Annotated in this window: 14 protein-coding genes; 5 read left to right on the top strand and 9 right to left on the bottom strand. The window is 64.8% G+C overall.

The window, feature by feature from the left end; all coding sequences use genetic code 11:
• Positions 1–24: 24 nt before the first annotated feature.
• Entirely contained in the window at positions 25–456 is a 432-nt protein-coding gene (locus AC04SI_RS10150; protein WP_488474167.1) for a DUF4437 domain-containing protein, read from the bottom strand.
• Positions 457–560: 104 nt separating this feature from the next.
• A complete protein-coding gene (locus AC04SI_RS10145) occupies positions 561–1,532 on the bottom strand; it encodes an AraC family transcriptional regulator (RefSeq protein WP_404278234.1) in 972 nt (323 codons plus the stop codon).
• 90 nt (positions 1,533–1,622) lie between these two features.
• Here AC04SI_RS10145 and AC04SI_RS10140 point away from each other — a divergent pair, with 90 nt between their 5' ends.
• Positions 1,623–2,837: an MFS transporter gene (locus AC04SI_RS10140; protein WP_404278232.1), complete on the top strand. Its 1,215-nt coding sequence runs from the start codon at positions 1,623–1,625 to the stop codon at positions 2,835–2,837.
• Positions 2,838–2,881: 44 nt separating this feature from the next.
• Here AC04SI_RS10140 and AC04SI_RS10135 read toward each other — a convergent pair whose 3' ends face one another.
• Positions 2,882–3,451 carry a TetR/AcrR family transcriptional regulator gene (locus AC04SI_RS10135; protein ID WP_404278230.1) on the bottom strand — a complete coding sequence of 190 codons (570 nt, stop codon included), beginning with the start codon at positions 3,449–3,451 and terminating at the stop codon, positions 2,882–2,884.
• A gap of 98 nt (positions 3,452–3,549) precedes the next feature.
• On the opposite strand from AC04SI_RS10135, the gene AC04SI_RS10130 reads away from it, so the two are divergent.
• Positions 3,550–4,458, top strand: a complete 909-nt coding sequence (locus AC04SI_RS10130; RefSeq protein WP_404278228.1) for an SDR family oxidoreductase — start codon at positions 3,550–3,552, stop codon at positions 4,456–4,458.
• A gap of 59 nt (positions 4,459–4,517) precedes the next feature.
• Here the strand turns inward: AC04SI_RS10130 and AC04SI_RS10125 are convergent, their stop codons facing one another.
• Positions 4,518–4,865: a GFA family protein gene (locus AC04SI_RS10125; RefSeq protein ID WP_488474189.1), complete on the bottom strand. Its 348-nt coding sequence runs from the start codon at positions 4,863–4,865 to the stop codon at positions 4,518–4,520.
• A gap of 125 nt (positions 4,866–4,990) precedes the next feature.
• Between AC04SI_RS10125 and AC04SI_RS10120 the strand changes: the two genes are divergently transcribed.
• Complete coding sequence (locus AC04SI_RS10120; RefSeq protein ID WP_488474166.1) at positions 4,991–6,286, top strand: amidase; 1,296 nt, start codon at positions 4,991–4,993, stop codon at positions 6,284–6,286.
• Between the two features lie 30 nt (positions 6,287–6,316).
• Here the strand turns inward: AC04SI_RS10120 and AC04SI_RS10115 are convergent, their stop codons facing one another.
• The 5 genes from AC04SI_RS10115 to AC04SI_RS10095 form a co-directional block, all read right to left on the bottom strand.
• A complete protein-coding gene (locus tag AC04SI_RS10115; protein WP_404278224.1) occupies positions 6,317–6,706 on the bottom strand; it encodes a hypothetical protein in 390 nt (129 codons plus the stop codon).
• A gap of 80 nt (positions 6,707–6,786) precedes the next feature.
• Positions 6,787–7,767, bottom strand: coding sequence for a hydroxyacid dehydrogenase (locus AC04SI_RS10110; RefSeq protein ID WP_404278222.1), 981 nt, complete (start codon positions 7,765–7,767; stop codon positions 6,787–6,789).
• A gap of 8 nt (positions 7,768–7,775) precedes the next feature.
• Positions 7,776–8,492, bottom strand: a complete 717-nt coding sequence (locus AC04SI_RS10105; RefSeq protein WP_404278220.1) for a FadR/GntR family transcriptional regulator — start codon at positions 8,490–8,492, stop codon at positions 7,776–7,778.
• 2 nt (positions 8,493–8,494) lie between these two features.
• Positions 8,495–9,664 carry a mandelate racemase/muconate lactonizing enzyme family protein gene (locus AC04SI_RS10100; protein ID WP_404278217.1) on the bottom strand — a complete coding sequence of 390 codons (1,170 nt, stop codon included), beginning with the start codon at positions 9,662–9,664 and terminating at the stop codon, positions 8,495–8,497.
• A 57-nt stretch (positions 9,665–9,721) separates the two neighbouring features.
• Positions 9,722–10,609: a sugar phosphate isomerase/epimerase family protein gene (locus tag AC04SI_RS10095; protein WP_006200479.1), complete on the bottom strand. Its 888-nt coding sequence runs from the start codon at positions 10,607–10,609 to the stop codon at positions 9,722–9,724.
• 399 nt (positions 10,610–11,008) lie between these two features.
• Between AC04SI_RS10095 and AC04SI_RS10090 the strand changes: the two genes are divergently transcribed.
• On the top strand, positions 11,009–12,064 hold the full coding sequence (locus tag AC04SI_RS10090; RefSeq protein WP_404278214.1) for a sugar phosphate isomerase/epimerase family protein: 1,056 nt from the start codon (positions 11,009–11,011) through the stop codon (positions 12,062–12,064).
• A gap of 52 nt (positions 12,065–12,116) precedes the next feature.
• On the top strand, positions 12,117–13,304 hold the full coding sequence (locus AC04SI_RS10085; RefSeq protein WP_488474165.1) for a Gfo/Idh/MocA family protein: 1,188 nt from the start codon (positions 12,117–12,119) through the stop codon (positions 13,302–13,304).
• The last annotated feature ends 22 nt before the right edge of the window (positions 13,305–13,326 follow it).

The raw sequence follows: 13,326 nt of genomic DNA, 5'->3' as shown, positions 1-13,326 counted from the left end.
CGGCTTCGCAAAGAACCGCTGGCGCTATTTCGGGAAGTAGGTCTCGTAAGGCGTGTCGTTGATCAAAAGGATCACGCACTCGGTGTCCGACAGGCACGCATCGTCGTGCATCTCATTGGCCTTCTGCGTCCAATAGGATCCCGGAGGCAGCTCGACCTTGGTCGCTTCGCCGCCGTCCATCTGCCAATGCGCCCAGAGCCCCTTTATGACCACCGCGCGATAGTCCGCGGTGTGCGCATGAACCGGTGCCCGCCAGTTGCCGGGAACCTTGAGCAACGTGCCCGCCGGGCCCTTGGCCCGCTCGCCCCATAGGGGTCCAAGACGATGCGGCTGGTCGGGTACTTCGGCGACATAGGGGATCTTGCCGGCCGGCAGGTAGCTGTCTTCAAGGCCAAATGCCCGTCCCGGAATGACGGATAGAGCGGCGAGGGCAAGCAATGCAGAACGTCTGGCCATAGCGATTTCCTCCACCGGTCAGATTATTTGCGGGACGTCCCTGGGCAATGACGCTCCGTCCAAAAAGCTTGGCAATTCCTCCAGGCACGGGAGGCCGCGGACGCTCAGGACTCGTCGCCGCTGCCGCCGGTGTTGCGCAGATGGCTCGGCGCCACGCCCATGACGCGCTTGAAGGCGCGGCTGAAGGAGGCTTCCGAATCGTAGCCCAGTTTCGCCGCAGCGACGGATACCCTCATCCCATCCCGGGCCAGCCATTGCCGCGCCTGGTGCATGCGCACCCGCAGGACATATTTGGCCGGCGTCTCGCCGACCACGGTGGCGAAGCGTTGGGCGAAGGCGGAGCGCGATGCTCCCATCATCCGTGCGAGCGCCTCGACCGTCCAATCTTGGTTCGGCTGCAGGTGAATAGCGGCCAGCACCTTGCCGACATCCGGATTCCTGACCGCGGCGATCCATCCGGTGGCGTCGCCGCAGCCGTTCTCGACCCAGGAGCGGATGATCGTAGCGGCAAGCACATCGGCAAGGCGCGCCAGGATGCCGCCGGAGCCAACCCGGTCCATCGTCACCTCGCCCGCCATGGCGTCGAGCAGATGCTGGATGCCCGGCGCATTCGCCATCAGCTCATGCGCGCGCATCAGGTCGGGCATCATGTCCAGAAGCGGATGCGATCCATCGAGGTTGAAATGCATGCTGCCGCAGAACAGCAAGGTCTTGGGGCCGCGACACTCGTTGGAGACGTCGTAGATGTTCTCGCAAACCGGTTCGATGCTGTAGCGGCCGATCGGCACGGCAGGCACGCCCGGCGCGCTGGCCAGAATGTGCTCGTCGCCGCGCGGGATCAGCAGCGCATCGCCCACCGACAGCTCGATCCATTCCTTCGCCGAAGAGAACAGCCAGCAGCCCTGCTGGCCGATGAAGTGGAAGCGCGCAGCCTTCTGCGCCGGAAAGGACACCGCCCACGGCTCACCGAGGACGCAGCGGCCATAGTCGACGCCATCGAGCCGCAAGCCGCGCAGCATGTCGCTCAGCGGATCGCCGGAACTTGGTAACGTCGATTTGGACGAATTGTAATTCATTCCGGTGTTTCTAGCATGGAAACTCCAGACAGTCACTCCCATTTTGCAGTGCAGCCAAATGGTGCGCTGCAACCAGACCGGAGATCCATCATGACCGAGCCCGCCGCAGGCGTCATCGACGCTACTGTTCTCGACTCTTCCGAAACCGAGGAACGATCCGAACCGGCGTGGGGCGCGGTGGTGTCGCTGGCGCTCGGCGTGTTCGGCCTGGTGACCGCCGAATTCCTGCCCGCCAGCCTGCTGACGCGGCTGGCGCAGGATCTCGGCATCACCGAGGGCGCGGCCGGGCAGGCGGTGACGGCGACGGCCGTCGTCGGGGCGATCGCGGCGCCGACTATGGCCATCGTCACCAAGCGGCTCGACCGCAGGCTGGTCATGTGGGGGCTGACGGTGCTGCTGATCGTCTCGAACCTGCTCGCCGCCTTCGCGTCGTCGCTTCCCGTGCTGCTTGCGGCCCGTGTCGTTCTCGGCGTCGCCCTCGGCGGTTTCTGGTCGATGTCGGCGGCGATGGCGATGCGGCTTGTGCCGATGCGGCTGATGCCGCGCGCCATGTCGATCATCCTCACCGGCGTTTCGGTCGCCACCGTCACCGCGGCCCCGGTCGGCGCCTATGTCGGCGATGTCTGGGGCTGGCGGACCGCCTTCATGATCGCGGCGATCGTCGGCGCGCTGGCGCTCTTGGTGCAGATCGCAACGCTTCCAAAACTGCCGCCGGCCGGCGTGGCAAGTTTCGGCACTTTGCTGGAGGTGCTGAAGCGGCCGATGATCAGGGTGGCGCTTCTGGTCGTGCTGCTGGTCGCTTCGGGACACTTTGCCGGCTTCACCTATGTGCGCCCGTATCTGGAGCAAGTTCCCGTCCTGCCGATCGAAACGATCTCGCTCGTGCTTCTGGCCTACGGCATCGGCGGCTTCTTCGGCAATTTCGCCGGCGGCTTCATGGCCGAGCGCAGCCTCAAGACAGCGGTCGGTCTGGCACCCCTGCTCATCGCCTTGTCGGCCCTGGTGTTGCTCACGCTCGGCGCCTCGCCGGTGACGGCGGCGATCGCGGTCGCCGCCTGGGGCTTTGCCTTCGGCGCGGTACCGGTCGGCTTGCAGACCTGGCTGGTGCGCGCAGCGCCCGACCAGGCCGAGAGCGCCGGCGGGCTGATGGTGGCGACGTTCCAGGTGGCGATCGCGCTGGGCGCGGTGTTTGGCGGATTGCTGGTCGATCACGCCGGCGTCGCCAGCGCCTTTGCCTATTGCGGAACGGCGACGCTGCTGGCGGCCCTGGTGGCCTTCCTGCTCGGCCCGAAGAGCGCAAGCTAGGTCAACTGTCGACGCCTTCCACCATCGATCGGCCCGATACCCGGCTACGGGTTTCGGGCTGAAATCGCCGCTACGAAACGCTTCAGGCTGTGTTCGACATAGGCGGTCAGCTCCATGTCGGGATCAAAACTCCACCACAGCAGCGAGCCCTGCCAGTGCGACGCCATCAGCAGGCCGATATCCCCGGGTGTGTCGGGCACATCGGCGAAGCAGCCGGCGAGCGCCTTGCTGAGCACCGCCTTCCAGGCGGCGCCGCGCGCCCGCAGCACGGGATCGCGCAGATCCTCGCGCAGGACGAGCAGACCTTCGGCATAGGATTCGATATCGCCGTAGCCCTTGGACAAGGCGACCAGCAACTGAATGGCCCCGGCCGGAGTTTTGGGAGCCGAGCTGGCGAGGTCGTTGGTTTTCCGGTCGAGCCCATCCCAGGCGTAAAGCAAAGTGCGTTGCTTCAGCTGTGCCTTGCTCTTGAAGCGCTGCACCAGCGTCGCCCCCGAAAGACCGCATGCCCGTGCCAGCCGCTCGAAGGTCAGCGCTTCCGGGCCATCGGCATGGATCAGCCGGTACGCGGCCTCCAGCACCTGCTCGTCGGGTTGGGTTTTTGGCCGGGTCATCTTGACATCCATACATAAACGAATGATCATTTATAAATGATTGGCCAAGCGAAAGCCAGTCCGGTTTGTTTCGATGAGTCGTTTTTTGGGAGGGTTTCATGACGCTTGAAGGAAAAGTCGCGCTTGTCGCCGGCGCAACGCGCGGCGCGGGCCGTGGCATAGCGGTCGAACTGGGTGCGGCTGGCGCCACCGTCTATGTGACCGGCAGGTCGACGTGCGGCAATCCATCCGAATATGCCCGTCCTGAAACCATCGAGGAGACTGCGGAACTGGTAACGGCGCAAGGCGGTAAGGGCATTGCCGGCCAGATCGATCACCTGATCGCCGACGATGTGCGCAAGCTGGTCGAGCGCATCCGCGCCGAACAGGGCCGCCTCGACATCCTGGTCAATGACCTGTGGGGCGGCGAAAAACTGTTCGAATGGAACAAGCCGGTCTGGGAGCACAATCTCGACAACGGCTTGCGCCTGCTGCGCCTGGCGATCGACACGCATCTGATCACGGCGCACCATGCGCTGCCGCTGCTGATCGAGCGGCCGGGCGGACTGCATGTCGAAGTCACCGACGGCACCGCCGAATACAATGCCGACCACTACCGGCTCTCGCCGTTCTATGATCTCGCCAAGGTCGCGGCGACGCGCATGGCATGGGCGCACGCCAAGGATCTCGCGCCGCATGGTGCTACTTCGGTTTGCCTGACGCCGGGCTGGCTGCGGTCCGAAATGATGCTGGAGGCGTTCGGCGTCACCGAAGAGAACTGGCGCGACGCGACCGCGAAGGTGCCGCACTTCATCATCTCGGAGACGCCGCGCTTCATTGGCCGCGCGATAGCGGCACTGGCGGCGGACCCGGAGCGCTCACGCTGGAACGGACTGTCGCTGTCCAGCGGCGGGTTGGCGCAGGTCTATGGCTTCACCGATCTCGACGGCTCACGCCCGGATGCCTGGCGCTATGTTCCGGAAGTTCAGGACGCCGGCAAGCCGGCCGACGCGACGGGATACCGGTAGAGCGGTTCAGTTTTATGCCATTCCGGACGGGACCGCTCTGTACTTTTCACGACGTCCAGCTACGCCGACCGGCCGTCGAAATCGAAGATCTCCACCGCGGCCTGATCCTGATCGTCGAGGCAGTTGATGTTGATGTAGGCGCTGCGTTCGCTCCCTTCGCTGACGTCCTCGGCAAAAGGGTGGATGCCGCAGGTCCGGCAAAAGCGATGGGCGATTGCCTTGCTGCCGAATGTGTAGGGGCCGAGATCGTCGCCCCAGGCGAGCATCCGCAATTTCTGGTGTGGCACGGCCCACAACAGCGCGCCCTTGCGCGAGCAGATCGAGCAGTTGCAGCGCACGGCACCGCCAAGCTCGCCCTCCACCTCGAACGCCACCTTGCCGCAATGGCAGCTGCCTTTGTGGAGCATCATGTCTTCCTCTCTCGTCGCTTCGGCAGGTGCAAACGCAGGCTTGCCGGGTTATCCCTTCGCGTAGGCCACAAGCTGGCCGCTGCCTTAAAGACGTTGCAGCCTTCCGGAGTCCGACACCGACAATGCCATCAGCGCGCGATCGCCTTGAAGTTATCCTGTCGCGTCTCGCCGCCCGCGCCGGCGACGAGCGCGTATTCACAAGACTCTACCAGGAAGCGGCGCGCGCGGCTGCGGATGCGGCGGATGCCCGCGGGAAGGCGGGCGTGAGCCTCGGGCCGCTCGACGGCACGATCGTTTCGATCAAGGATCTGTTCGACGTTGCCGGCGAGCCGACCACGGCAGGCTCGCTCATGCTGGCCAATGCAGCGCCTGCGGGGCGGGACGCGGTGATCGTGCGGCGGCTGCGGCAAGCAGGCGCCGTCATCCTCGGCAAGACCAACATGACCGAATTCGCCTTTACCGTGATCGGCGACAATCTGCACTACGGCATGCCGGGCAACGCCGCCGACCCCAGCCTGATCCCGGGCGGCTCGTCGTCCGGCGCCGGCGTTGCGGTGGGGGAAGGCACGAGCGAGGTCTCGATCGGCTCCGATACCGGCGGCTCGGTGCGCATTCCGGCCTCGCTCAATGGCGTCGTCGGGTTCAAACCGACGGCGCGGCGCGTGCCGCGCGACGGCGCGTTTCCGTTGTCGGCGACGCTGGATTCGATCGGACCGCTCGCCCGCAGCGTCGCCCAATGCGCCGCTGCCGACGCGGTGATGGCCGGTGAGGAACCTGCCTTGCTGGTTCCGGCCTCGCTTGCCGGCCTGCGCGTCGGCATTCCGCGCGGCGTGCTGTTCGACGAGACGGAAGGTGAGGTGGCGACAGCGTTCGATGAGTGCCTTCGCAAGGTCGAGCTGGCCGGCGCACGGGTAGCGGACCTGTCGTTCGACGATTTGCTGGCAGACATGCGCGCGGCGACCAGACGTGGCACGATCGCTGCCATGGAAGGGGCGGAAGTCCATGCCGACTGGCTGGCGACGGGCGCATCGGTCCCAGTCGACCCACATGTCAGCGGGCCCTTGTCGCGCGCACTCGCCGTTCCCGCGTCCGCCTATATCAGGACTGTCCGCCGCCGCACCGCGCTCGCTGCGGCCATGGAGGAGCGGCTGGTGACTATCGATGTGCTCGCCTTGCCGACGACGCCTATCGTTGCACCGTCGATCGCCGCCATGGCCGGCGACGAAGCGCTGCGCGACAGGACGGAAGGGCTGCTGCTGCGCAACACGCAGGTCGCCAATCAATTCGACCTCTGTGCGATCTCACTGCCGATGCCGGGCGCGATGCGACCGGCCGGGCTGATGCTGGTGGCGCGCAACGGCTATGACCATCATCTTTTCCGGATCGCAGCGGCCATAGATGCGCTGCTTGGCCATTGACGGGTTGGCCGGTGACGGAAGTAGCGAGGGTCAGCGGGTCGAACAGTGGCCGCGTTCGCTTGCTTTGGAGGCACGCTCGATGCCGGTCGCGACCAGCCAGGGCAAAGTGTATTGCTGGCCGCGATGGGTCTCGGTCCGGTTCTCGATGGAGCCGGTAACGACGAGTTTGCCGGCATAAAGCCTGTCCGAGACATCGAGCGCCTTGTCTTCCTGCGGCAACCCGTTGATGTCGATCGACACGCCCTTGATGACTTTGCCGGTGGCAAGGTCGAGCGCGCTGTTCGAGGGGCAGGGCGCCACCACGCAGCGCAGGCCGTTGTCGCAGAACACGTAGCTGTGCTGCCCGTCGGCCAGGGCTTGCGTCGTCAACGCGCCGACGCTGGTGATCACGGCAAGGAGTCGGATGGCTGCCCTGGACATGACGGGCACCGTCGCCGCCGAATTCGAGAAAATTGAGGCACCCTTGGTGCGACCATTTCCGCGCCCCAATGGCTCATCGCTTACGCGTCGACCGGAAACCGCCGCCGGTATTGCTGAACCACTTCCGGGTTGCGCAAATTGACCGGCAATTTGTTGGCCAGCACCAGCAGCGCCTCGCCGGCGGCGCCCACCCCCATACGCATCATCGATTCCTCGGTGATGCCGGCCATGTGCGGGGTGATGATGACATTGTCGAAGCCGAAATAGGGATGGTTCGGCGGCAGCGGCTGGGTCGAGAAGACGTCGAGGGCCGCGCCGCCGATGCGTCCCTTCTGCAAGGCCTCGATCAGCGCGTCATCGTCGACCACCGGCCCGCGCGAGACGTTGATCAGCAGTGCGTGTGGCTTCATGCGGGCGATGCGCTCGCGGCTGATCAGGCCGCGCGTCTCCTCCGTCAGCGGGCAGCACAGAACGATGATGTCACTCTGCTCGACCAGCGCGTCGATCGACAGGAAACCGACCCTGTCGGGCGCCGGCCGCATGCTGCGCGTCGTCGCCACGACGTTGAGGTCGAAGCCGTGCGCGGCGATGTGGCCGACCGCCTGCCCGACCGCGCCGAGGCCGACAATGCCGATCGTCTTGCCGGCGAGTTCGCTGTTGGCGTTGGCGTGCTCGCGGCCGGCGAGCCAGCCCTTTGCGCGCAGATCGCAGTCAACCATGCGAAAGCGTCGAAGCAGGGCCAGCGTCACGAACATCACATGTTCGGCGACCGAGCGCGCATTGACCGCAGGCACGTTCGCCACCAGCACGCCGGCGGCGGTGGCCGCCTCCATCGGGATCATGTCGAGGCCGGCGCCATGGCGGATCGCGGCCCGCAGCTTCGCAGCATCTTCGAAAAGAGCCGGCGGCAGAGGCGCGCGGACAATGACGATGTCGGCGTCCTTGGCTTCTGCGGCGAGCGTCCTGGCATCGAGGGCGGAGGCGACGACGAGCCTGCCGGCCCCGACCAGCATGGCCGTGGCGCGCGGGTGCAGCGGATGCGTCGACAGGATCTTGGGCATATTCTGCGTCAGGCCTTTTCGAGCACCGGGCTCGGAGGCTCGGCCGCCTTGCCGCCGATCAGGCCTTTCCAATAGCTCTCCGCGCCCTGCAGGTGGGCGCTCATCAGCGCCTGAGCGAGATTGCCGTCGCGGCGCAGCAGCGCCTCGTAGATCTGGATGTGCTCGGCATGCGAGCGCACGCTGCGTTCGGGATCGTTGAAATAGATCGGCAGGCGCAGCTCCCCCATCAGATAGTAGACGCTGCAGATGTTGTGGAAGACGCTGTTCTTGGTGGCGCGCACGATCTCGAGGTGGAATTCGCGGTCTTCCTTGGCGAGGCCCTCGCCGGCCGCGATGCGTTCCTCCGAAGCCTTCAGGATCTCGCGCAGCCGTTCGAAATTCTCCTCCGTGGCGCGCGAACAGGCGAGCTCGGCCGCCTTGATCTCGTGGATCTTGCGCAATTCGACCGTTTCGTAGATCTGCACCGGATCGAGCGGCAGGCCGGCGCGCGCAAACAGCGCCATGGCCTCGACGCTCGCTTGCTTGGTGTCGATGTAGATACCGGATTTGGCGCGGCGCTCGACGATGCGCATGGCTTCGAGGATAGCCAGCGCCTCGCGGATTTGGCCGCGGCTGACGCCGAAATGCTCCGCCAGTTCACGCTCCGACGGGGTGCGGCCTGTCTCCTTGTCCGAGTTGGAGAATAGATAGGCGGCGAGTTCGGCGAGAAGGTTCTTTTCTTTCATCGTCAGCAGCGTTGCGCGTGCGCCTCCAGGAATCGTTCCGAAAGGGTGAATCCCAAACCAGGCTTTTCAGGGATCGCTATCATACCGTCCTTTGCTTCGACAGTCTCTTCGATAAGATCATGGATCATCGGGTTGGCGCCGAGCGAATATTCGACGGTGAAGCTCGCCGGCGAAGCAGCGCAGACATGCAGCCCGGCAAAGAAGCAGGGCGCGCCCGCCCACAGATGCGGCGCAAAACGCAGGTTGAAGGCGCTGGCGATGGTGCCGATCTTCATCGCCTCGCTGATGCCGCCGCAAAAGGCCGGATCCGGCTGGAAGATGTCGGCGGATTTCAACACCGCGAGATCGCGAAAGGCATAGCGCGTCGCCTCGCTTTCGCCGGTGGCGATCGGGATGGAGCCGCTGGCGCGCACCTCCGCCATGCCGGGCTTGTCGTCGGCAATGACCGGCTCTTCGAACCAGGCGAGGTCGAGATCGGCGGCGAGATGCATGAAGCGCTTGGCCTCGGCGACCGTATAGGTGCCATGCGCGTCGACCATTAGCTCGACATCGGGGCCGAGCGCCTGCCTGGCGGCGCGGACGCGGGCGGCGGAAATATGCGGGGCGCCGTCCATGGCGCCGATGCGCATCTTCAGCGCCTTGAAGCCGCCCTTGGCGATGTAGGATTTGAGCTGGTCGCCGATGGCGTCGGCGGCAGCCCAGCCGCCGGACGCATAGGCCTGCATGCGCTCGACCTTGCGGCCGCCGAGCAGCCGCCAGACCGGCTGGCCCAGCGACTTGCCGAGAATGTCCCAGAGCGCGATGTCGACGGCGCTGATCGCGGCGACACTCAAGCCGCGCCGCGCCAGTTGCGGCATGGCATGGCCGCCGTGGGCCGCGGTCTCGTGGCGCACGCCGTTATAGAGCATCTCCCAGATGACGCCGATGTCGGCCGGGTCGCGGCCGATCAGCTGCGGGGCGACCTCGTGGTTCAGCATGTGGACGAGGGCGCCGTAGCTGCCGGCGCTGCCGGCGGCGTTCTTGCCTTCGCCCCAGCCGACCAGGCCGTCATCGGTCTCGATGCGCAGGATGGCGGCATCGAACGTCGTCACCTGACCGAAGTCGCTGCGATGCTGCCGCGCGACTTCGATCGGTATGCGAACCCACCATGCCTGGATCGTCTTGATGCGCATGTTCTTCCCCGGCCCCGCCGCCGGCCGGGCGGAAGGGCTCATTCCCAGTCGGAGCGGCTACTTGATCAGCGGCAGCAGGGTTTCGGCGGTGATGCGCATCTGGTCGGTGTAGAATTTCTCCGTCAGCACGCTGGAGCCGTGGTCTTGGATGAACTTCAGCTGTTCGGGGGAAATGTCGACCGGGTGGCGCTCGACCATTTCGGGATAGGGCGCCGCCGGCGTGCGGTCGACGGGCGCGACGAACTCGTTGGTCAGCGCGCCGTCATAGCCGACTTCCTTCAGCGTGCGCACGATCTTCGGCCAGTCGATCTGGCCGAGGCCAGCAGCGAAGCGGTTGTTGTCGGCGACGTGGAAGTCGAACAGGCGTTTGCCGACCTGGCGGATGGCGTCATAGACGTTAAATTCTTCCATGTGGATGTGGTAGGCGTCGAGGCAGACGCCGCATTCAGGGCTGACCGCGTCGGCCAAGGCGAGGGCCTGGGCGCCGCGGTTGAACAGATAGGTTTCGAAGCGGTTGAGCGGCTCGACCGCGATCTTGACGCCGACCTTCTTGGCATGGGTGAAGCATTCCCTGGTGGCGTCGACCACCCATCCCCACTCCTCCTCCTCGGTGCCGTCAGGCACCACCTTGCCGACGGTGGCGGGAACCAGCGTGATGATCTCGCCATCGAGTTCGCTGATCATGGTCAGCACGTCCTTGACATACTGAACCGAGCGCTCGCGCTGGCCCTGGTCCTTGGCGGCAAGGTTGCGCTCCCCCAGCATCAGCGTCACCGCGCCCCAGCAGCGAATGCCGTGTTCCTTCAAGAGCGCGCGCGTTTCCTTGGTCTTGTATTGCTCCGGTTCGCCGGAAATCTCGATCGACTCGTAGCCGAATTTCTTGATGCGCTTCAGCGTCGTTTCCAACGGCTCCGCCCGCATCCAGTTGTGCGTCGAAAGATGCATGGTCTATCCTTCCCAGAATTCGCCTGCCACGTTTCCCGCGGCGCCCTCCAGCGAGGCCCGCCGCATGATTCCTCCCCAGGGGCGTTCCAGTGTTTTTCGACGAACTGGTTCGACCAATTGGGCCTGAAGGCAGGTCTACAGCAAATTCCCATGAACGGCAAGAAGTCGCGAGGGGCAACTCATCGCGCTGGCTACTCTATTGATTAAATTAATGTATTTTCACAGTTTGTGATTGCAATTGATCCTGCTGGAGCGCGTTCCACCGCTTGACCGATCGGCCGTATTTGGTAATACCAGAATGGCGACACAAACAAGTGTCTGCGGGAAAACATCAAACGGGCTAGCCCTGCTTCCAATCGGCGCTATGCTTGGTCGTGACATGAGAGAGGGAGGATGCCGATGCCGTCGACGATGAAGGGTCCCGGTCTGTTTCTGGCGCAGTTCGCGGGCGATGTCGCGCCGTTCAATTCACTTCCCTCGATCACCAAATGGGCTGCCGGCCTCGGCTACAAGGGTGTGCAGATTCCGACTTGGGATTCGAGGCTGTTCGACCTCGAGAAAGCAGCCTCCTCCAAGACCTATTGCGACGAGGTGAAAGGCATCTGCGCGGATGCCGGCGTCGAGATCACCGAACTGTCGACGCATCTGCAGGGGCAACTGGTGGCGGTGCATCCGGCCTATGACGCGCAGTTCGACGGCTTCGCGCCAGCCGCGGTGCACAACAATCCGAAAGCCAGGCAGAAATGGGCCGTCGAGCAGATGAAGTTCGGCGCCAAGGCGTCAAAGAATCTGGGCCTGAAGGCCTCGGTCTCCTTCTCCGGGGCGTTGGCTTTCCCTTACCTCTATCCATGGCCGCAGCGGCCTGCAGGCCTGATCGAGGAAGCGTTCGCCGAACTTGGCAGGCGCTGGAAGCCGATCCTCGACGTCTATGACGAGAACGGCGTCGACATCGGCTACGAGATCCATCCGGGCGAGGACGTGTTCGACGGCGCCACTTTCGAAATGTTCCTCGATGCGGTGGGCGGCCACAAGCGCTGCAACATCAATTACGACCCGTCGCATTTCCTGCTGCAGCAGCTCGACTATCTCGAATTCATCGACATCTATCACGAGCGGATCAAGGCGTTCCACGCCAAGGATGCCGAGTTCAATCCGACGGGACGGCAGGGCGTCTATTCCGGTTACCAAAGCTGGACCAACCGGGCCGGGCGGTTCCGTTCGCTCGGCGACGGTCAGGTGGATTTCGGCGGCATCTTCTCCAAGCTCACCCAGTACGGCTACGATTCCTGGGCGGTGCTGGAATGGGAATGCTGCCTCAAGCATCCGGAGGATGGCGCTGCCGAAGGTGCGCCGTTCATCCAGCATCACATCATAAGGGTGACGGAAAAGGCGTTCGACGATTTCGCCGGCGGCGCCACCGACAAGAAGGCGCTGCGCGCCATGATGGGAATCTAGCGCGGTTTCCCTTCCCCTCGAGGGGAGGTAAGCAACAACGAGGGAGACAAAAATGGTCGGCGCATCGAAGTCGGAAACAGGAGGCGGTCCGATCCGCTACGGCATGGTCGGCGGCGGGCAAGGCGCTTTCATCGGCGCGGTGCACCGGATCGCGGCGCGCTTGGACAATGACTTCGTGCTGGTCGCCGGCGCGCTGTCGGCGAATCCCGAGCGCGCCAAGGCTTCCGCCGCCGAGCTCGGGCTCGATCCGGCGCGCAGCTATGGCTCCTACGCCGAGATGGCCAAGGCCGAGGCCAAGCGGCCGGATGGCATCGAAGCGGTGGCCATCGTCACGCCCAACAACGTGCACGTGCCGGCGGCCAAGGCCTTTCTTGAGGCCGGTATCCACGTCATCTGCGACAAGCCGCTGGCAACGACATTGGCAGAGGCAAAGAAGCTGGCTGCCGTGGTCGAAAAGACCGGCAAGGTCTTTGTGCTGACGCACAATTACACCGCCTATCCGATGATCCGTCAGGCGCGCGAGATGGTGGCCAAGGGGCAGCTCGGCGACATCCGCATCGTGCAGTCGGAATATCCGCAGGACTGGCTGACCGAAGACCTTGCCGCCATCGGACAGAAACAGGCGGCGTGGCGCTCCGACCCCAAGCAGGCGGGCGCGGGTGGCGCACTCGGCGACATCGGCACCCATGCCTACAATCTGGCACGCTTCGTCTCCGGGCTGGAACTGGATGCGCTGTCGGCCGATCTCGACGCCTTCGTGCCGGGCCGCCAGCTCGACGACAATGTCAACGTCATGCTGCGCTTCAGGCCGGTCGGCAAGGCGCATCCGGCCAAGGGGATGATCTGGGCGAGCCAGGTGGCGCCCGGCCACGAGAACGGGCTGAAGCTGCGCATCTACGGCTCGAAGGGCGGGCTGGAATGGGTGCAGGCCGACCCGAACTATCTTTGGTACACTCCGTTCGGCCAGCCGAAGCAGCTGCTCACCCGCAATGGCGCCGGCGCGCTGCCGGTCGCGGGTCGCGTCAGCCGCGTGCCGTCGGGCCACCCCGAGGGCTATCTCGAAGGCTTCGCCAACATCTACCAGGAGGCCGCCCGCGCCATCCGTGCGGCGCGCAAGAAAGGCGGCAAGCCGGCTAAGGATGTCGTCTTCCCGACCATTGAGGACGGCGTCGAAGGCATGGCCTTCATCGAGGCCTGCGTGAAGTCGTCGAAGAAGAACGGAGCATGGACCAAACTGTGAAAGGCGGAGCTGTGAGAACGGA

It is taken from the genome of Mesorhizobium sp. CNPSo 4689 (assembly GCF_057784325.1).
Note: the sequence above shows the minus strand (reverse complement) of the source record. Positions and strands in the feature narration are given on the sequence as shown.

Coding starts and splice junctions, on each gene's coding strand:
- AC04SI_RS10150 (WP_488474167.1), bottom strand. CDS start 456: ATGGCCAGACGTTCTGCATTGCTTGCCCTCGCCGCTCTATCCGTCATT.
- AC04SI_RS10145 (WP_404278234.1), bottom strand. CDS start 1,532: ATGAATTACAATTCGTCCAAATCGACGTTACCAAGTTCCGGCGATCCG.
- AC04SI_RS10140 (WP_404278232.1), top strand. CDS start 1,623: ATGACCGAGCCCGCCGCAGGCGTCATCGACGCTACTGTTCTCGACTCT.
- AC04SI_RS10135 (WP_404278230.1), bottom strand. CDS start 3,451: ATGACCCGGCCAAAAACCCAACCCGACGAGCAGGTGCTGGAGGCCGCG.
- AC04SI_RS10130 (WP_404278228.1), top strand. CDS start 3,550: ATGACGCTTGAAGGAAAAGTCGCGCTTGTCGCCGGCGCAACGCGCGGC.
- AC04SI_RS10125 (WP_488474189.1), bottom strand. CDS start 4,865: ATGCTCCACAAAGGCAGCTGCCATTGCGGCAAGGTGGCGTTCGAGGTG.
- AC04SI_RS10120 (WP_488474166.1), top strand. CDS start 4,991: ATGCCATCAGCGCGCGATCGCCTTGAAGTTATCCTGTCGCGTCTCGCC.
- AC04SI_RS10115 (WP_404278224.1), bottom strand. CDS start 6,706: ATGTCCAGGGCAGCCATCCGACTCCTTGCCGTGATCACCAGCGTCGGC.
- AC04SI_RS10110 (WP_404278222.1), bottom strand. CDS start 7,767: ATGCCCAAGATCCTGTCGACGCATCCGCTGCACCCGCGCGCCACGGCC.
- AC04SI_RS10105 (WP_404278220.1), bottom strand. CDS start 8,492: ATGAAAGAAAAGAACCTTCTCGCCGAACTCGCCGCCTATCTATTCTCC.
- AC04SI_RS10100 (WP_404278217.1), bottom strand. CDS start 9,664: ATGCGCATCAAGACGATCCAGGCATGGTGGGTTCGCATACCGATCGAA.
- AC04SI_RS10095 (WP_006200479.1), bottom strand. CDS start 10,609: ATGCATCTTTCGACGCACAACTGGATGCGGGCGGAGCCGTTGGAAACG.
- AC04SI_RS10090 (WP_404278214.1), top strand. CDS start 11,009: ATGCCGTCGACGATGAAGGGTCCCGGTCTGTTTCTGGCGCAGTTCGCG.
- AC04SI_RS10085 (WP_488474165.1), top strand. CDS start 12,117: ATGGTCGGCGCATCGAAGTCGGAAACAGGAGGCGGTCCGATCCGCTAC.